The 18,256-nt window shown below is 31.3% G+C and carries 19 protein-coding genes and 1 other RNA gene; 12 read left to right on the top strand and 8 right to left on the bottom strand.

What is annotated here, in order from left to right:
• Positions 1–25: 25 nt before the first annotated feature.
• The 3 genes from typA to ACZ451_RS00510 form a co-directional block, all read right to left on the bottom strand.
• Positions 26–1,825, bottom strand: a complete 1,800-nt coding sequence (gene typA, locus ACZ451_RS00500; RefSeq protein ID WP_464215115.1) for a translational GTPase TypA — start codon at positions 1,823–1,825, stop codon at positions 26–28.
• A gap of 112 nt (positions 1,826–1,937) precedes the next feature.
• Positions 1,938–2,501 (bottom strand): hypothetical protein, encoded by a 564-nt coding sequence (locus ACZ451_RS00505; protein ID WP_464215116.1) that lies wholly within the window; start codon positions 2,499–2,501, stop codon positions 1,938–1,940.
• Between the two features lie 77 nt (positions 2,502–2,578).
• A complete protein-coding gene (locus ACZ451_RS00510) occupies positions 2,579–3,139 on the bottom strand; it encodes a hypothetical protein (protein WP_464215117.1) in 561 nt (186 codons plus the stop codon).
• Between the two features lie 121 nt (positions 3,140–3,260).
• Between ACZ451_RS00510 and kdsA the strand changes: the two genes are divergently transcribed.
• Positions 3,261–4,079, top strand: a complete 819-nt coding sequence (gene kdsA, locus ACZ451_RS00515) for a 3-deoxy-8-phosphooctulonate synthase (protein WP_464216945.1) — start codon at positions 3,261–3,263, stop codon at positions 4,077–4,079.
• A gap of 130 nt (positions 4,080–4,209) precedes the next feature.
• Here the strand turns inward: kdsA and ACZ451_RS00520 are convergent, their stop codons facing one another.
• Positions 4,210–4,677, bottom strand: a complete 468-nt coding sequence (locus ACZ451_RS00520) for a hypothetical protein (RefSeq protein ID WP_464215118.1) — start codon at positions 4,675–4,677, stop codon at positions 4,210–4,212.
• A gap of 119 nt (positions 4,678–4,796) precedes the next feature.
• On the opposite strand from ACZ451_RS00520, the gene ACZ451_RS00525 reads away from it, so the two are divergent.
• Positions 4,797–6,773, top strand: a complete 1,977-nt coding sequence (locus ACZ451_RS00525; protein WP_464215119.1) for a DUF3857 domain-containing protein — start codon at positions 4,797–4,799, stop codon at positions 6,771–6,773.
• A gap of 97 nt (positions 6,774–6,870) precedes the next feature.
• Here the strand turns inward: ACZ451_RS00525 and ACZ451_RS00530 are convergent, their stop codons facing one another.
• On the bottom strand, positions 6,871–7,230 hold the full coding sequence (locus tag ACZ451_RS00530) for a DUF1801 domain-containing protein (RefSeq protein ID WP_464215120.1): 360 nt from the start codon (positions 7,228–7,230) through the stop codon (positions 6,871–6,873).
• 192 nt (positions 7,231–7,422) lie between these two features.
• On the opposite strand from ACZ451_RS00530, the gene ACZ451_RS00535 reads away from it, so the two are divergent.
• The 7 genes from ACZ451_RS00535 (at position 7,423) to ACZ451_RS00565 (ending at position 11,920) form a co-directional block, all read left to right on the top strand.
• Complete coding sequence (locus ACZ451_RS00535) at positions 7,423–8,058, top strand: hypothetical protein (protein WP_464215121.1); 636 nt, start codon at positions 7,423–7,425, stop codon at positions 8,056–8,058.
• 3 nt (positions 8,059–8,061) lie between these two features.
• Positions 8,062–8,355 carry a winged helix-turn-helix domain-containing protein gene (locus ACZ451_RS00540; protein ID WP_464215122.1) on the top strand — a complete coding sequence of 98 codons (294 nt, stop codon included), beginning with the start codon at positions 8,062–8,064 and terminating at the stop codon, positions 8,353–8,355.
• Between the two features lie 53 nt (positions 8,356–8,408).
• On the top strand, positions 8,409–8,864 hold the full coding sequence (locus ACZ451_RS00545; protein WP_464215123.1) for a hypothetical protein: 456 nt from the start codon (positions 8,409–8,411) through the stop codon (positions 8,862–8,864).
• An 11-nt stretch (positions 8,865–8,875) separates the two neighbouring features.
• A complete protein-coding gene (locus ACZ451_RS00550; protein ID WP_464215124.1) occupies positions 8,876–10,270 on the top strand; it encodes a DUF4153 domain-containing protein in 1,395 nt (464 codons plus the stop codon).
• Positions 10,271–10,618: 348 nt separating this feature from the next.
• On the top strand, positions 10,619–10,864 hold the full coding sequence (locus ACZ451_RS00555) for a hypothetical protein (protein WP_464215125.1): 246 nt from the start codon (positions 10,619–10,621) through the stop codon (positions 10,862–10,864).
• Positions 10,865–10,874: 10 nt separating this feature from the next.
• Positions 10,875–11,528: a DUF1361 domain-containing protein gene (locus ACZ451_RS00560; protein ID WP_464215126.1), complete on the top strand. Its 654-nt coding sequence runs from the start codon at positions 10,875–10,877 to the stop codon at positions 11,526–11,528.
• Positions 11,529–11,533: 5 nt separating this feature from the next.
• On the top strand, positions 11,534–11,920 hold the full coding sequence (locus ACZ451_RS00565; protein WP_464215127.1) for a ribosomal maturation YjgA family protein: 387 nt from the start codon (positions 11,534–11,536) through the stop codon (positions 11,918–11,920).
• Here ACZ451_RS00565 and ACZ451_RS00570 read toward each other — a convergent pair.
• Positions 11,917–13,122, bottom strand: coding sequence for an NAD(P)-dependent oxidoreductase (locus ACZ451_RS00570; RefSeq protein WP_464215128.1), 1,206 nt, complete (start codon positions 13,120–13,122; stop codon positions 11,917–11,919). The two genes, ACZ451_RS00565 and ACZ451_RS00570, sit on opposite strands and share 4 nt — an antisense overlap.
• A gap of 336 nt (positions 13,123–13,458) precedes the next feature.
• Between ACZ451_RS00570 and ssrA the strand changes: the two genes are divergently transcribed.
• From ssrA to ACZ451_RS00585, 3 genes are all read left to right on the top strand, one after another.
• Positions 13,459–13,856: a transfer-messenger RNA gene (ssrA, locus tag ACZ451_RS00575) on the top strand.
• Between the two features lie 507 nt (positions 13,857–14,363).
• Positions 14,364–14,675 carry a hypothetical protein gene (locus tag ACZ451_RS00580; protein WP_464215129.1) on the top strand — a complete coding sequence of 104 codons (312 nt, stop codon included), beginning with the start codon at positions 14,364–14,366 and terminating at the stop codon, positions 14,673–14,675.
• 3 nt (positions 14,676–14,678) lie between these two features.
• Positions 14,679–15,611, top strand: coding sequence for a hypothetical protein (locus ACZ451_RS00585; RefSeq protein ID WP_464215130.1), 933 nt, complete (start codon positions 14,679–14,681; stop codon positions 15,609–15,611).
• Between the two features lie 33 nt (positions 15,612–15,644).
• On the opposite strand, the gene uxaC is transcribed toward ACZ451_RS00585, so the two are convergent.
• Together uxaC and uxuA are read right to left on the bottom strand one after the other, a co-directional pair.
• The gene (gene uxaC, locus ACZ451_RS00590) at positions 15,645–17,057 is read right to left on the bottom strand and encodes a glucuronate isomerase (protein WP_464215131.1); all 1,413 of its coding nucleotides are present in this window, start codon (positions 17,055–17,057) and stop codon (positions 15,645–15,647) included.
• Entirely contained in the window at positions 17,054–18,247 is a 1,194-nt protein-coding gene (uxuA, locus tag ACZ451_RS00595) for a mannonate dehydratase (RefSeq protein ID WP_464215132.1), read from the bottom strand. Before uxuA ends, uxaC begins: the two co-directional genes overlap by 4 nt.
• Positions 18,248–18,256: the final 9 nt, after the last annotated feature.

Consider the following 18,256-nt stretch of genomic DNA (forward strand, 5'->3'; position numbering starts at 1 on the left):
GGTTTCTTGTAATGTAAAAGATATATTATGCTATTTTATTTCGCTTACGTTCATTATCTGTTAGGAATATTTTTCTGAGACGTAAAAATTTAGGAGTCACCTCAACATACTCATCTTTTTGAATGTATTCTAAAGCTTCTTCTAAAGAGAATTTAATTGCTGGAACAATTTTAGCTTTATCATCTGCTCCAGAAGAACGTACATTAGACAATTTTTTAGTCTTTGTAATGTTAATGGTCATATCATCACCTCTAGAGTTTTCTCCAATGACCTGACCTTCGTAAATATCTTCTCCTGGATCAACAAAAAACTTACCTCTATCTTGTAATTTATCAATAGAATATGGAATTGCTTTTCCTTTTTCCATAGAAACTAAAGAACCGTTCTGACGTTGTGGAATATCTCCTTTCATAGGCTGATACTCTAAGAAACGGTGTGCCATAATTGCTTCTCCAGCTGTTGCTGTTAGCAACTGATTTCTAAGCCCTATAATACCTCTTGAAGGGATTAAAAATTCGCAGACCATACGATCTCCTTTTGCTTCCATACTCGTCATTTCTCCTTTACGAATAGAAACCATTTCTACTGCCCTACCAGAAACATCTTCAGGCAGATCTATCGTTAAACTTTCTACAGGCTCACATTTAACACCATCAATTTCTTTAATAATTACCTGAGGTTGCCCTATTTGTAGTTCATAACCTTCTCTACGCATGGTTTCTATTAAAACGGATAAGTGCAATACACCACGACCAAACACTAGGAATTTATCAGCACTATCGGTTTCATTAACACGGAGTGCCAAGTTTTTCTCCAATTCTTTTTGCAAGCGTTCATTAATATGTCTAGAAGTAACAAATTTACCATCTTGTCCAAAAAATGGACTATCATTAATGGTAAACAACATACTCATGGTAGGCTCATCTATCGCTATTGTTTTTAGTCCTTCTGGGTTTTCAAAATCAGCAACTGTGTCGCCAATTTCAAAACCTTCTATACCAACTATAGCACAGATATCCCCTGTATTAACTTCTTGTACTTTAAGTTTCCCTAATCCTTCGAACGTAAAAAGCTCTTTTATTTTAGATTTTACAATACTCCCATCTCTTTTTACTAAAGAAATTTGTTGCCCATCTTTTAAAGAACCTCTTTGTAATCTACCAATAGCAATACGACCCGTAAATGATGAGAAATCTAAAGAGGTAATCAACATTTGCGTAGATCCTTCTTCTGGTTTAAAGGTTGGAATGTGCTCAATGACCATGTCTAATAAAGGCTCAACATTTTCCGTTACCTTTTGCCAATCATCACTCATCCAATTATTCTTAGCAGAACCATATACGGTTGGGAAATCTAATTGCCATTCTTCAGCACCTAACTCAAACATTAAGTCAAAAACTTTTTCATGTACCTCTTCTGGCGTACAGTTTTCTTTATCCACTTTATTGATAACCACACAAGGTTTTAAACCTAGATCTATTGCCTTTTGCAGTACAAAACGGGTTTGTGGCATTGGGCCTTCAAAAGCATCAACCAACAACAAAACACCATCTGCCATGTTTAAAACACGTTCTACTTCTCCACCAAAATCGGCGTGACCAGGGGTATCTATAATATTAATTTTTGTGTCTTTATATACTACAGAAACATTTTTAGAGGTAATCGTAATTCCTCTTTCGCGTTCTAAATCGTTATTATCAAGTATTAAATCACCCGTATTCTGGTTTTCTCTAAATAACTGACAGTGATACATAATTTTATCAACCAGAGTAGTTTTACCATGATCTACATGGGCAATAATTGCAATATTTTTTGTTGCTGACATAAGTAATACATTATGGAGAAACCCTCCTCCAAATTTTCGGCAAAGGTACTGCTATTTTTTTGAGTTTAGCACAAACCTGATATTATTTTTAGAGGTCTGATTTTTAGATAGTTTACTTTCTTTTTTTCTTACCCAAAACCCATCCTATTGTAAAATTAATTGTAGCACCAACTCCAGTGTTTACAGCTCCAAAATCAGAGTCATTAAAAAAGTAATAACCAACTCCAAATTCTAATCCAAAATTAAAACCTTTATTGTAAGTACGCTGAATACCATAAACAGGACCTATTACCCCACCAAAACCATTGCCAGAATCTACATTTCCAATAATAACATCTGCGGTAAAAAACCTTCCTGAAGCGGCAATATAATTAGCAGAATTACCACTTACACGTTTCTCTTTTCTTATTCTTCTATCAAAATTATAAAAATACCTATATTGCGTTTTTAATGCTGGTACAAAAGCATATTCCGAGCCAAAAGCTTCAGAATAAGAATATCCAAAAGCCAAGCCTGCACTAAAATCTAATGTCTGATTATCTCCTATAGCAATTTCATAATCATAACCTGGATTTATAATATTAATCTTAGATTGAGTTTTTTCTACGTTTTTATTAGATTGAGCAGTTGCTAAAAACGTAATTAATAAGAGGCAAATTAGTGTGATGTTTTTCATTTTGTTTGATTTTATGATTTCTGACTAAAATACCAAACATCATACCGAAAAACTATTTTAGTTAAAAAAATAAAAAATCACCTCCCTACACACCAACGTTTTTCACTTATAATCCAACCAATACTAAGGTTAGCTACTGGGTAAATCCCACCTGTAAAATTACCAACATAATAAGCTGCTCCAATATCTACAGTAAAATTAAATCCTGAATTATAACTCCGCTGCAACCCTGTTACTACTCCTGCATATCCAAAAACAGATGGATCTTCTACAGCATCTAATGCTAAAAGCGATGGTGCAAATACCGCAACTGTAGGCGCAATATAATTAGCAGAATTACCGTAAATCTGCTTTCTATTTCTGGCCCGACTTTCAAAATTATAATAGTAGCGATATTGGGTAACCAATGAAGGTAGTATACTATAATCTTTCAGAGATTCTGAAGTTGTTGGGTTTATACCTGGTTGAATTCCAAGCTTAATATCTATAGTGGTATTTACACCTAGCCCTTTCTCATACTCAAAACTAGGGCTTATAAAGTTTAATTTATATTGTGTTAGCTCACAATTCTTACCAAATTGCGCATAAGAAAACATACCGTATAATAGTAAACACCATAAAATAATCTTCCCTTTCATAGCAACTTTTCTAACAATAGCCTTTATCTGATAACATTACTTTTTTTAGAATAGTATTGACAGTTACAAATAATCGATATACTACATGAGAAATGATATCTTTGTAGAAAGATTTTATAAAATGGATTTACGCAAAATACCTCAAATAAAACATGCAGATAGTAATAACTTTTTCTTATTATCTGGTCCATGTGCTATAGAAGGTGAAGACATGGCTTTACGAATTGCTGAGCATATTGTTACTGTAACTGATAAATTAAAAATACCTTATGTTTTTAAAGGAAGTTTTAAAAAAGCAAATCGCAGCAGAATAGATTCTTTTACTGGTATTGGTGATGAAAAAGCCTTGAAAATATTACGAAAAGTATCTGAAACATTCAAAGTCCCTACGGTCACAGATATTCATACAGAACAGGATGCTGCTATGGCAGCGGCTTATGTAGATGTATTACAAATCCCTGCTTTTCTAGTACGCCAGACTGATTTAGTAGTTGCTGCAGCACAAACTGGTAAAACAGTAAATCTTAAAAAAGGACAATTTATGAGTCCAGAAAGTATGAAACATGCCGTTACCAAAGTAACCGATTCTAACAACCAACAGGTTATGATAACCGATAGAGGTACTATGTTTGGGTACCAAGATATGGTAGTAGATTTTAGAGGTATCCCTACTATGAAAACCTATGCTCCAGTTGTTTTAGATGTTACGCACTCATTACAACAACCCAATCAGTCTAGTGGTGTAACTGGTGGCAGACCAGATATGATTGAAACCATTGCTCGTGCAGGAATTGCAACTGGCGTTGATGGCATTTTTATGGAAACACATTTTGATCCTTCTATTGCTAAAAGTGATGGTGCCAATATGTTAGACATAGCTCATTTAGAAAAATTATTAACTAATCTGGTAGCGATTCGTAAAACTGTAAACGCTTTATAACTCTTCTATTCCGGTAAAATTATTCTAATTACCATCGTTAACTTCGGCTACGCTCAGTTAACGATGGTAACATTTTCAGTTAACTTCGACTCCACTCAGTCAACACAATTTCAATCAGTCAACACCTAATTTACTGGCAAAATGGTATTGTAAAACTACCTTCAAAACTGCTGCCTTCTGCAATAGCACTTGTAGCCCTTTCCAGTATTAATTTTCCAGAAATTTCAGTTTCACTTATTGCTGTAATTTCTACTGTTTCCCCAACATTATTAAACGGCACATCATTTCCAATTCGATCAACAATATTAATATCTGTAAAAACACCAACATTATTAGGAACAACAGCACTGATAATTAAATCAAAATCTGAAACAAAATCATCACAATTAGCGGCTACATTGGTTAAATTTAGACTAATCGCTGGTTCATTATCAAAAGTTGTGGTTGCAAAAGCTTTACCCCCTACAAATGTAAAAGAGGCTCCTTGTAAGGTTCCTGTTAAAGTTTGATCACTTATCGTAGTCCCACTACTTTCCTCATTTTTAGAACAACTTGTAAGACTTACTGCAATTAAGCAAACTATAAAAAATTTCTTCATTTTTAATTTATTAATTGGGTTTTGAATGTAACGGCATTAAAATATTTTTAGTATTCAAAACACACTATAAAAAAGAAAAGTTATATTTATTGTTAAAAAAAACCTTACCACCATTTCACGTGACCAAAAAGCTATTAAACCTCGGAATTACATTATTTTTTATTTTGTTATCAAATGCCCAAGAAAGAAAGGGTGGTCACCCATTTGGAAGCTTGGCTAATGCCGAAAAAACATTTAAATCTTATGATAAGGATAGTACCGCTAATGCCATTGTACTCTATGAAAGAGGAGAAAATTATTTTGAGGTTATTGGAAACAGTATAAAACTGATTAAAAAATACCATACCAAAATTAAAATTTTAAATGAAAAAGGATTTAGTGAAGCTAATATTGCTATCCCCTATTATGCTAATAATGGAAATGGCGAAACGATAACTGATATTAGAGCCATAACTCATAATAAAGATCTTAAAATGGGGCTTGCTAAAGACGCAGTTTTTACGACCGATGTAAATGAAAAATGGTCCGAAAAGAAATTTACCTTTCCTAATATAAAAATTGGTTCCATCATAGAATATCAATATAAAATAATTTCTCCCTATATCTATAATTTAAATGGTTGGGAATTTCAATCGCATATACCCAAATTATATAGTGAATATAATGCTCAAATCCCTGGAAACTATCGATATAATAGATCTTTAATTGGGAACCTTAAATTAGATAAAAACGATGCTCAAATAAAAAAAGATTGCTTTTACGTTCCCGGATATGCCAAAGATGCAGATTGTGAAATTCTAAAATATATTATGAAGGATATTCCAGCTTTTAAAGCCGAAGAAGGCTATATGTTAGCTCCTGAGAATTATATTTCTAGATTAAAATTTGAACTTTCAGAACTTTACGGTTTTGATGGTACCGTAAGTCGATATACAAAATCTTGGAAAGATGTAGATAAAGAGTTTAAGACCGATAAAGATATTGGGAGGCAATTAACAAAGAAAAACTTTTTCGAAAAAAACGTACCGTCAGAGCTACTCTTAGGTGAAGATCAACTAACTGTTGCTAAAAATATTTATGAATTTGTACAAAATCATTATAATTGGAATGGAAAATATGGTATTTACAGAGATATACGTGTAAAAGATGCTTTTGAAGCCAAAAAAGGAAATATTGGGGAAATAAATATCTCTTTAATAAACCTATTGAATGCTGCAGGAATTAAAACAAACCTAATGCTATTATCTACAAGGCAAAATGGTTTACCTAGTAAATTACGCCCTGTAATATCGGACTTTAACTATATCATCGCCAAGGTAGAAATAGCAGGTAAGGACTATTTATTAGATGCTACAGACAAGTATAATCCCTTTGGAATGTTACCTTTTAGATGCCTTAATTATTATGGTAGGGTAATGGATTTTAAAAAGGAAAGTTATTGGTATGATATTGAGCCTGAAACAAAAAATAAATATGATATTAGAGCTTTTGTACAATTTAATGCAGAAAGCAAAAAAGCTAAAGGTGTAATAGACAGGACAACCAGTGGTTATGCAGCTGTTGCCAAAAGAAAAGAACTAAGTGGTATATCTGAGGAAGGCTATTTAGAACAATTAGAAGATGCTTTTGAAGGGACACTTACTATTAATACTTATAAATTAAATAAAAAAAGATCTTCTAAAAAACAAGTAAATGAACGTTTTGAGTTTGAATTAGATGATGTTTTTAATGGAGATGTTATTTACTTTAATCCATTTTTAGTTACTTTTTTTGATAAAAACCCATTCATTTTAGAAGAACGTAATTACCCCGTAGATTTTGGTTTTAGTAGAAATTACAAATATAACTTAAACATTAATCTACCGGATACATATAAAATAAAGGAGCTGCCAGAAAATACAGCAATTAATTTAGGTGACAAGCTAGTCATATTGCGATTTTCAGCAAATGGAAATGCCTCTCAAGTTTCCGTATCTTTTGAGTTAATAATTAATAGCACTTATTTAGTTGTGGACAATTATAAAGCTTTAAAAAAGATTTTTAATGAGGTAATACGAATTCAAAAAAATTCTTTAGTTGTATTAGAAAAGAAATAAAAATATTAGGCAAAGCCTATGAAGTATTAAAAAGAAAATGTTGCACAATTTTTAAGTAAGCTTCAGATCATTTTAAATCTCGATTATTGAGTAATTTTTATTTCCAAAAACTTTTACTTTTTACACGATAAGCATCTTGTAAAACTGCCAGCAATACTGTTTCATTTACTTCATCCAAAACCCTATAACGTAAAGATCTGATTACTTTTCTCCCATCTGCAACTAAATGCTCTGGGTAAATAGATAAATGAGCTGCATTCCAAAAACCAAGGTCTACATAGTTTTTAGTATGGTTTAGATAACAAAAAGGCTTATCTGCTACATAATAAAATGGAATTTTATACTTGTATTTTAAAACAACTTCTGGTACTGTTTTTTCTATCACTGTTTGCAAATAAAGTAAAATACCTTGGTAGGGTTCTGGCTGGTTTATGATATATTGTTCTGCAGGATTCATCTTGTAGAGATTGTTTTATCACCGTTTCTATATAAATATAATCGTTTTTATTTTATTTAAATACAATCACTAAGGCTCTAATTCGTATACTGGTTTGGATACCTTGTAAATGCCATTTTATTATTTTTTACAGTTCTTATATTGCAAATCAAAATATTTATATTAACTTTGTATTTCAAAGTACTTTATAATATGGAATCAAAAAAGTATCTCGACGATATCTCTGAAATTAAAAATATGATGAGCCGTTCATCTCGGTTTATCTCTTTAAGCGGTCTATCAGGTGTTTTAGCAGGGGTGTACGCTTTAGTAGGAGCTTTTTTAGCTAAAACGCAATTAAATAAATATCTAATTCATAGAGACAGTTCAAACTATAAATACCAAATTGATGGCAACTCATTAGAATTAATCTATTCTTTATTATTTATTGCTCTAGGGACGCTTACACTAGCATTACTAACAGGGCTTATTTTAACGTACAAAAAATCTAAAAAAAGTAATGAAAAAATATGGGATGTATCTAGTAAACGTTTGCTGTTTAATTTTTTAATCCCACTAATAGCTGGAGGAATATTTTGCTTGGTTTTATTGCAAAATGGATTTTATGGATTAGTAGCACCAGGAACGCTATTATTTTATGGTTTAGCCTGTGTTAATGCCAGTAAATATACTTTTGGAGATGTTTTATACTTAGGAATCGCAAATATTATACTTGGTTTAATAGCCACACAATTTATAGGCTATGGCTTATATTTTTGGGCTTTAGGTTTTGGTGTATTACATATATTTTACGGAGCTTTGATGTATTATAAATATGATAGGAAATAAGATTTGGGACTTATAAACAATATAAACAAAGCTTTTGACCACCGGATACGATTGGGTATTATGAGTATTCTTATGGTAAACGATTTTGCCGATTTTAAAATGTTAAAAGAATTGCTTGGTGTTACTGATGGCAATTTAGCCAGCCATGCCAAAGCCTTAGAAAAAGAAGCATATATAATAGTAGAAAAACAATTTATAGGTAGAAAACCCAATACAAGATATTCAGCATCAAAACTAGGTAAGCAAGCATTTCAAAAGCATATAGATGCATTAGAAAAATTAATTAGAAAAACATAACTATATTTTTTTATTCATTTACTTTGAAATTCAAAGTACTTTATAAATTTAAAATGAGAGATTTAATATTAGAACTTTTATATGAATGGAGTAAAGTTCCTTATCAAAAATTCTTTAAGAAAAATAAAGAATGGAATACCTCTATTAACGATTTGTTAAGGCACCCTAAAAATAGTTTAGGTTTTCACTTAGCATGTTTTTTATTAAAACATAGTTTTGAAATACAACCAAAGCTAGAGAGCCATGATGTTTACCATGTTCTTACTCATACAGGCGTTAGTGTTCCTGAAGAAATTAGCATGCAATATTATTTATTAGGCAATGGTAAAAGAAGTCTGTACTTGTATGTTGTAATTATGTTGGGTAGTCTGCTTTACTTGGATCATTTAAAGCTATTTATTACGGCATATAAAAAAGGGGAAACTGCTTTAAGTTTTCATCAATTAGACTTTCAAAAAATGCTAGGGCAACCGCTAAAAAAAATAAAAACAACATTTTTAATTCCATAAAAAAATTAATTATGAGTATTCATATCAAATCCGTTTTATCAGCCTTTCTATTTAGTTTCTTGTTTTATAGCAAATCATTAGGCTTAAATTTATTTTTAATTGCTACACTAATTGTACTTATGTTAGCCAGTTTCAATAAAAAAAATAGTTTTCCATGGCCTTATGCAATCAGTTATCTTTTTACTGCTTTAATTGCTTTTCTTAATCCAAATGGTTTTACTGTTTTTGTGCATTTTATAGCGCTATTTGTTTTTATGGGCAAAGTAATCGCTATAAAAACCTCAATTTATATCGCTAGTTTCACAGGTATGATTAATCTTTTAGTAGGTGCAATAATCCATTTTGTAGAAAATCAAAATCAACCTAAAGCGCAACGAAAAGAAATATCTACAGAACTAAAAAATTATATCAAAGGAGTAGTATTAACTATATTGCTTACAACACTATTTATATTACTTTACAAAAATGCAAACCCCGTTTTTAACAACATTGTTAGTAGTATAAATTTAGACTTTTTAAGCCTTCCCTGGCTATTCTTTACTGTAATAGGTTATATCGTATTTCTAAATATTTTTAAGCCTTATTATCCTAAAGAACTAATTGCTTTTGATACGAATAGTAGCAATGAATTAAAAAAATCTAGTACTCCTTTCAGCACAGACTACATTCATAAATTAAAAGCAGAACATGCCTTAGGGAGCATGGTATTTGCAGGTTTAAATATCTTATTAGCGCTCTTTTTAACTACAGATGCTTTTTATATCTATAACACAGAGGTACTAAGTAATGCAGAATACTCAGATGCTGTACATAAAGGAATCTATGCGCTTATGTTTTCTATTGTAGTTGCTATTGCTATTATTCTTTATTTTTTTCGTGGTGATTTAAATTTTTATACGAAAAACAGGCAATTAAAAACACTAAGTTATACTTGGATTACATTAAATACTGCACTCGTAATTTTCACTTTTTACAAAAATTGGATGTATGTAGCCTCACTTGGTTTCACCTATAAACGAATTGGTGTTTTTGTATACCTCCTATTAACGTTAACTGGGCTGGCAACTGCTTATATAAAAGTAGCTAAAATTAAAAGTTTTAATTATATGCTAAGGGCCAATTTAACCACTTTATTCACTTTCTTACTAATTGCTGCTGCTGTGCCATGGGATAATGCTATTACTGCTTACAATTTAAACTATATAAAAGATCCAGATATTATATATCTCATGAAGTTGGGCGATACTAATTTAGCGCAATTAAAAAAATATGCACAAAAAGATACTTCTTTTATCACTGAAGATCAGAAAAAAAGTATCAACGAAACTTACAATCTTTTTATAAAAAAACAAGAAGAAAAAAAATGGCAAGAATATAATTTTTATCACCTAACTAAAAACAAGTAGCCATGGAAACTTTTTTAAATATAGAATAAACAAATTAGCTGCATGGTTTGCTGGTTCTTGTTTTGGAATTGGAACCTTATTATTTCTTTTGCTACTCATAGCTTATGAAAGTAATTTTTTAATAACTATGGCAATAACTTTTTTTGTTCTAGCCTTTATTATTGGAGCTATACTACTCTTAATTATCAGTATTCAATTGCTCTTTAACTTTAAAGATGTACAAGAATTTGTAGTGACTTTTTTACTTATAGCATTAAACTATCCTATTGCTTTTTTTTATATAAGCCTTTTAAACTTATGAAACTGAGACTATCCATTCAACACACAATAAATAAAATTAGCATCTTTATGGCAATAGCAAGTTTTGCAATTGGCACTATTTTATTTGTTTTACACAAACTTATCAAAACAGATTTATTAGTTGTAATTGGTTTATACTATGTATTAGCAGCTTTTTTAGCAAATAGTATTGTATTAGTTCTATTGTTAACAAATAGTTGTATGCATTATAAAAATTATAAAGAAAATTGTATGTGTATACTCTTATTAATAATAAACATTCCTATTGCATATCTATACCTTCAAAATTTATAAAATTTAAAGTATGAATACTCCTTTTTTAAAATTAAATAAAACATATATAAACCTATTTTTCGTTACTAGTTTTGCTGTTCTACTAGTCATATTGCGTGTAAAAATTACAGGAAGCACCTTTTATATGTTCCTTATTTGGAATTTATTTTTAGCAGGGTTACCCTATTTAATTACTCAAATTATGGCATGGTTTCCTAGGTTACAATCTTCTCCAATTTTGAGCTTTTTAAGTTTTGGTATTTGGTTGCTTATTTTACCTAATAGCCCTTATATTATTACAGATTTAATCCATTTACATAATGATGCCTCCAATATGGTTTGGTATGATTTATTCTTGGTTTTTGTTTTTGCAATAACAGGACTCATTTTTGGACTACTCTCCATGCTAGATATGTATCATATGATTGCTTTTAAGTATAGCAAAAGAGTGGCAAAATACACCCTTTTTAAGGTTTGCTTTTTAAGCGGATATGGAATTTACTTAGGCCGATTTCTTCGGTTTAATTCATGGGACATCCTAACCCATCCTAAAAACTTACTATATCAAATTACAGAAAGTATTAACGACCCTAAAGTTATGGTAACCTTTGCATTTGGCGGTTTATTATGGATTTTATTTTCATTTTTAAAATCTACCATACCCATGTATCAGCAAAAAATATAATAGCAATGAAAGTTATTTTTAACACAAAATATTTTGCAGCTTTTTGCTTTCTTTTTGCAATAGAAGTTTTAATTGCCTCCTTTTTAAAAACTGGCTTTATTAGGCATACCGTTGGAGATTTTTTAGTTGTACTACTACTCTATTGCTTTTTAAAAAGCTTTTTAAAAACAAATTATTTAACCACTGCTATAACTACTTTAGGTATTGCCTACCTAATAGGATTTTTACAACTCACTAGATTCATAAAAGAACTTGGTTTAGAGCACAGTAAGTGGGCTAATCTCCTTTTTGGAAATACTTTTAATATACAAGATTTAATTGCTTATACATGTGGCTTTTTGGTGATCATTTTAATAGAAAAAAATTCAATTTTTAAATTAAAAACGTACTAAACTTTACCATCCACATAATCTTGTAAATAGGCATATCTTTTGGTTAGCTTGCCATTTTGCGTCATTCTGGCACGTTCTAACACCCCATCTTTATCATCATTAAAAAAAGCGGGGATCACATTTTCCACAAAAGCTTGTCCAAAACCAACGCTAGCATCACGTGGCAACTCACAAGGTAAATTATCTACTGCCATTACTGCAATAGCATCAGGGTTTTTAAAATCTGTTTCAGTTTCCGTTTCTGGATCATAACCATATACAGGTTCTGCAATAGTAGAAGGTTTTATGGTTGCCGCAACTGGACCATCAATATCACAGCTCACATCTGCTACTACTTTTATCTTAAACTCTGGATGTTTAGCATCCTCACGGGTATATAAATAAGGTGCTCCTTGTCCGTAAAAATGCCCTGCAATATAAAAATCTGTGACTTTGGCAAAACGAAAAAAGTTAGACTTATACTCTTCTGGATGTGCAAAAAAATCAGCCTTATTACCACGCACCCCATCTTTACGCTTATTGTATTCAGAAGCATCTATCTGACAGTACACCGGTTCTTTAAACGTTTCTGTTAAATATTCTTTTACGGTAACTTTTCTAAGTGGCATAGCGTCTAACATTTCTTTAGACCCATTCCCTACCCTACCTTTACCTGTAAGTAATATTTTTATGTTGGGGAGTTTTATGTTTTGAAGTGCTTTAATTAATGCTTGCTGATCTGCTAATGTTTCTGCTTTAGGCAATTCAAATGCGTTATATTTTAATCCATATGCTCTAAAACCATTATATGCACCAACAATACCTGCATATCTCCCAAAAGCGACTAAACGTTGTTCCTTGGTATTTGTAATAACTTCATGATCATACAACTCAATGTTATTGTCTAAAACTGCCTGCAATAAATCTCTATTATATGGTTGTTTTTTTATGGTATGTGAAAAGAAAAAGTATTTTTTATTAGGAATTAATGCAGAAATTGGAACTTCTTTTACCCCTAAAAGCACATCACAGTCCTCCATTTTTGATGCCACTTCAAAACCTACTGCTTTGTATTCAGCATCTTTAAAAACGCGTATTGGAGAAGGTTCTACAATAATTGCTGCATCTGTAAAATTGTTAACTACTTGTTTACAAGCTGTTGGCGATAATACAACTCTTCTGTCTGGAGGGTTTTTACGTTCTCGTATAATTCCGAATCTCATATACTAATTATAAAACATTACTTAAATTTATTGTTTCAAATTTAACATTAACTTAGTCCTCTTCAAAACTTTTTTTGGAATGCTTTTTGAAGTATATTTGTCAGCTTATTTTAGTAAAAAATCATTAAAAATTATGACTTTGCTTAAATAAACAACTTTAGGTAAATCCTTGAGAAATTGATTTAAAAAACAACTTAGATTACCTTTATAGAGTATAATATAAATAGAGTTCTTTGAAAAAAATTAGTGAGAGAATAGTACTTTTTGAGTTTGCCCTTCGGCTACGCTCAGGGTTCAATTCGTTTGCGGTAAGCACAGCTTACCCAACTCAGTAAAGGGGCCGACTGGTTTTGACAGCGAGACCAATTGGAGTGTAAGCATGCCGAGCGCTGAGATACAGCTCGTAAATCTCATTTTTCAAACTTTTTATTCGACGAGAATAATTACGCTCTTGCTGCATAATCTGAATTATAGTAGGATTATACCACGTCCCTGCTAGGCAGGGAGGCGAGATGTCTCTGAATAGCCCTTGTTGACGGCGATTCCTATTGAGACACCATAAAAGTCAACACAAGGGTTATAGTGCTTTGTTATAATCACTAAAATTTAAAAGCTAAGGGTATCATAGGCCGTTTTCAGTCGGTGGTGCCACTAAAATCAAATGAAAACTAAGCATGTAGAAAGCATTTTAGTTGCTTGTTTGGACGGGAGTTCGATTCTCCCCGGCTCCACTTATAAAATTAAAATACCGCTTTGTTAAATGAATTGTATTTATAATCAACTTATATAAAGTGCCATTTTAGCAAAATTCTTAATCTTCAAAAGGGCTAATAATATCGGTTACTTAGGTCTACACCATGGCAATTATAATAGAATTATACCTCAAAAAAAATTGCTTAACTCTAATATCAATACTTTTATAAAACAAGAAAAAAAATAAAGCACAATAGATGGGAATACATAACTCGCTTTATACCTAGGTTGTGTACGCAATTAAAACAAATAGAGGTACAATCCTGATTGACTAAAGAGTGGTTGCTATTATTGTGAAGAGATAACTCAAAAAGTTAAATTAGGAATAGAGAAATTACCAAGTTAAGCCTGTATAATTAATTGCTTAATTTTGGTTTAACCAAAGGTTATTTCAGGTGTACTTTGTCTGATTTTCTAAGGGAAATCATAACATGTAAAGCTATAACTATTCCTACATGTAATCGTTAATAACAAGTTGAAAAAACAGAATGGTTGTTTGGATTCAAATAATAGGTTTAAGAAAATCAGACTCGATTGAAAATGAAAAAGAAAAGATTTCTAAGATTCTCAATAAAATAGTATTTGACTTTGATTTTGTAAAACAAAATTTAAGTATGGATTTAGAGAAAATAAAATGGGGATCGACTCAATCAAGAGGAATTAGAAACCCAACATCACATAAAAGTTCTTATATGATCTTAATGCTACTGACAGGTATATCACTATTTTTATCAATTCCATTGTTAATTTCTTATGGAGTTGGAATTTATAAAAGAAGGGAAGAATTAAACACAATATAAAATATGCAGCTAAGAAAAATATTGGTAATTATAGGGCTTCTATACTTTCTGCTTAACTTGATTAGTTGTAAAAACGCGGAAAAACATAAGGTAACAGAAGCAGATAAGAAAGGTATCGTAATTCCATTTGAGTTAACTGAATACAACAATATAAAGATTAAGACTGTACTTAATGGAGTTGACACATTAAATCTAAAATTTGATTCTGGCACTACTGGACTTTTATTGACCCATAAAGCCATAAAAGAAAAGACTAACTTATTAAAAAATAATACAAAAGAAGATACCGTAACGTATAATTATGTTAAGCTAAAAACTCTTGCAACATTAGAAATTGGAGAGTTAAAATGGGATGACTTAGAAATATATCCTGTACAAAACTCTGGTCAAGGAACAGATGGGCGATTTGGTTGGGATTTATTTAGGAACAAAGTAATAACAATAGATTACAATAAAAACATACTTATTGTCCATGATGAATTGCCAGATGTTACGGATTATACAAAATCTAAACTGGAAAAAGTAAAAACATTATTTTGTCTTAATGGTAAAATTACCATCAACAAAAAAAGTTACAATAGTCGTTTTTTATTTGATACAGGCTATCAAAGAGCACTTTTATTAGATAGTGTTATTTTATATGAGCAATCATTCCCTAAAAATTTAAATGTTATTAAAACAAATCAATTAAGAAATGGTGCAGGTGATATATTTGTAACCAAAGTAATAGAAATACCTTCCTTAACTATTAGTGGACAGACCATTACTAAATTTCCTACTCAAGTCTTAAATAGAGAAAATCCAGCTGGTTTTAAAACTCATATATTAGGAAATGAACTATTAAAAAGATACAATACTATTTTAGATTTTAAAAATAGTGTTGTGTACCTTAAAAAAAACAAACTATTTGAGCTCCCATATATTGATGCATCTTAATTATATGATGTACAGTATTAAAGAGATTGCGTTTTATTTAAAATTAAAATAATTCATAGCATTATAATAACAAATATCTTGTATCATTTTACCTATAAATGAAATATCATTAGGTACGAGACCTTTTCTCATATCTTCTGCCATTATATCACATAAAATTCTTCTAAAATAATCATGCCTGGGAAAAGACAACAAACTACGGCTATCTGTTAACATCCCAATAAAACGACTAAGCAATCCCATATTTGAAAGCGTATTTATTTGCTTTTCTATACCATCTTTCTGATCTAAAAACCACCATCCAGATCCAAATTGCATTTTACCTGGAATGCCCTTTTCACTATAATTCCCCATCATAGTAGCAAATACTTCGTTTTGAGATGGATTTAAATTGTAGGTAATCGTTTTACTTAAACAGCCTTCGGCATCCAAACGATTAAATAATTTAGACATCGCTTTGGCTTGGTTAAAATCGCCTATAGAATCACAACCTGCATCAAAACCTAATTGCTCTTTTAAACGATTGTTATTATTGCGTAGCGCTCCTAAATGAAATTGTTGCACCCATTCTTTAGCATGATACATTTTGCATAAATGGTATAGTATACATGAAGCATATAAATTTGCTTCTGTAGTGGTAATTGTCTCGCCATTTAATTTCTTTTTTAAAATAACATCAGCAGCTTCATCTGTAAAATCATATGCAAAAATTTGTTCCATGCCATAATCCGATAAAGAACAACCATGTGCATCAAAATAATTTATTCTACTTTGTATGGCGTTTAATAGATCCTCTAAACACTCTATGGGAAAAGACACGCAAGCTGCTAACTTTTTAAGATAAGCATTATAGTTAGTACGCTCAATTAGGAGTAAAGCATCTGGCCTAAATGTGGGTAAAACTTTTGTGTGAATATTCTTTTTGGCAATCGTTTTATGATGCATTAAATTATCTATAGGATCATCAGTAGTACAAAGCACTTCTACTTTCATTTGTTCTAATATCTTAGAAGGTGTTGTAGTAGCTAAAATACTATTAGCTTTTTTATAAATTGTGTCTGCTGAGCTAGCTTGTAATAAGGTATCTATATTAAAGTAGCGTTTCAATTCTAAATGTGTCCAGTGAAACAAAGGATTTCTAAGGGTATAAGGAACTGTTGTTGCCCAATTAAGAAATTTCTCTTCTTTTGTAGCTTCGCCTGTAATATATTTTTCATCAACACCATTAGCTCGCATTACACGCCATTTATAATGGTCTCCACTTAACCAAGCATCAGTAATATTAGCAATTGGCTTGTCTTCTGCTATTTGCTGTGGTGATAAATGATTATGATAATCAATTATTGGCATAGCTGCGGCATACTTATGGTATAGAACCTCTGCTTCTTTTGAGTTTAATAAAAAATTATCGGTTATGAATAACGTTTCTGAATTTATTTTACTCATTCATTTAAACTTTTAGAAATTCCATATGCTAAGCCCCTTAGCTCTGCTAGACCTCTTAACCTACCAATAGCGGAATAGCCTGGATTAGTTTTTTTATGGAGATCATCTAACATTTGATGTCCGTGATCTGGGCGCATAGGCATTCTTAGATCTTTTCTTCCTTTAGCTTTTCTGCTTTGTTGTTCTTCTAGTAATGCTTTCATTACTGCATACATATCTACATCACCCTCTAGATGATTGGCTTCATAAAAATTCCCTACTTCATCTCTTTGAGTACTTCTTAGATGAATAAAGTGAATTCTATGTCCTAAACGCTTTACCATTCCAGGTAAATCATTATCTGATCGAACACCAAAGGAACCTGTACAAAATGTTAATCCGTTATTAGGACTATCTACAGTATTATACAGCTCTATAATATCTTGCTCTGTGCTGACCACTCTAGGTAAGCCTAAAATTGGAAATGGTGGATCATCTGGATGAATACACATCAATATGCCTGCTTTTTCTGCTACAGGAATAATTTGCTTTAAAAAATAAAAAAGGTGTTTTTTTAATTTTTCTCCATCTATAGCATCATAAGTACTAAGAATAGCATTAAACTCCTCTAAGGTATAGCCTTCTTCTGCTCCCGGTAAACCTGCAATAATATTTTTAATTAAGACTGTTTTTTCGTCTTCTGTCATTTTTAAAACTAACGCTTCAGCACTTGCCATCTGAGCTGGAGTATAGTCCGCTTTAGCATTTGGTCTTTGTAATAAAAAAACATCAAAAACAATAAATGCAATGATATCAAACCGTAATGCTTTAGAACCATCTGCAACTTTATAATCTAAACTGGTTCTGGTCCAATCTAGCACTGGCATAAAATTATAGCATATGGTATCTATGCCGCAAGCTCCTAAATTGGTTATGGTTTGCTTATAGTTAGCTATATAGGTTTTAAAATTTCCAGTCTGCGTTTTTATAGTTTCATGGATAGGAACACTTTCTACTACAGACCATGTTAAGCCAGCATTTTCAATGATTTCTTTTCGTTCTTTTATGGCTGCAATTGGCCATACGTCACCATTGGGGATATGATGCAGTGCAGATACTATTCCTGTAGCCCCAGCTTGTTTAATATCTAAAAGTGATACAGGATCTTCTGGGCCATACCATCTCCAAGTTTGTTCTAAATTTAAATTCATAATACTTAT

It is taken from the genome of Allocellulophaga tsushimaensis (genome assembly GCF_055383085.1).

Excerpts from the sequence above, each read along its gene's own strand:
- ACZ451_RS00545 (WP_464215123.1), top strand. The coding sequence starts at position 8,409 with ATGAGAGATTTAATATTAGAACTTTTATATGAATGGAGTAAAGTTCCT.
- ACZ451_RS00535 (WP_464215121.1), top strand. The coding sequence starts at position 7,423 with ATGGAATCAAAAAAGTATCTCGACGATATCTCTGAAATTAAAAATATG.
- ACZ451_RS00530 (WP_464215120.1), bottom strand. The coding sequence starts at position 7,230 with ATGAATCCTGCAGAACAATATATCATAAACCAGCCAGAACCCTACCAA.
- ACZ451_RS00520 (WP_464215118.1), bottom strand. The coding sequence starts at position 4,677 with ATGAAGAAATTTTTTATAGTTTGCTTAATTGCAGTAAGTCTTACAAGT.
- ACZ451_RS00565 (WP_464215127.1), top strand. The coding sequence starts at position 11,534 with ATGAAAGTTATTTTTAACACAAAATATTTTGCAGCTTTTTGCTTTCTT.
- ACZ451_RS00550 (WP_464215124.1), top strand. The coding sequence starts at position 8,876 with ATGAGTATTCATATCAAATCCGTTTTATCAGCCTTTCTATTTAGTTTC.
- ACZ451_RS00560 (WP_464215126.1), top strand. The coding sequence starts at position 10,875 with ATGAATACTCCTTTTTTAAAATTAAATAAAACATATATAAACCTATTT.
- ACZ451_RS00555 (WP_464215125.1), top strand. The coding sequence starts at position 10,619 with ATGGCAATAGCAAGTTTTGCAATTGGCACTATTTTATTTGTTTTACAC.
- uxuA (WP_464215132.1), bottom strand. The coding sequence starts at position 18,247 with ATGAATTTAAATTTAGAACAAACTTGGAGATGGTATGGCCCAGAAGAT.
- ACZ451_RS00570 (WP_464215128.1), bottom strand. The coding sequence starts at position 13,122 with ATGAGATTCGGAATTATACGAGAACGTAAAAACCCTCCAGACAGAAGA.
- ACZ451_RS00580 (WP_464215129.1), top strand. The coding sequence starts at position 14,364 with ATGGTTGTTTGGATTCAAATAATAGGTTTAAGAAAATCAGACTCGATT.
- ACZ451_RS00585 (WP_464215130.1), top strand. The coding sequence starts at position 14,679 with ATGCAGCTAAGAAAAATATTGGTAATTATAGGGCTTCTATACTTTCTG.
- kdsA (WP_464216945.1), top strand. The coding sequence starts at position 3,261 with ATGGATTTACGCAAAATACCTCAAATAAAACATGCAGATAGTAATAAC.
- ACZ451_RS00510 (WP_464215117.1), bottom strand. The coding sequence starts at position 3,139 with ATGAAAGGGAAGATTATTTTATGGTGTTTACTATTATACGGTATGTTT.
- ACZ451_RS00505 (WP_464215116.1), bottom strand. The coding sequence starts at position 2,501 with ATGAAAAACATCACACTAATTTGCCTCTTATTAATTACGTTTTTAGCA.
- typA (WP_464215115.1), bottom strand. The coding sequence starts at position 1,825 with ATGTCAGCAACAAAAAATATTGCAATTATTGCCCATGTAGATCATGGT.
- uxaC (WP_464215131.1), bottom strand. The coding sequence starts at position 17,057 with ATGAGTAAAATAAATTCAGAAACGTTATTCATAACCGATAATTTTTTA.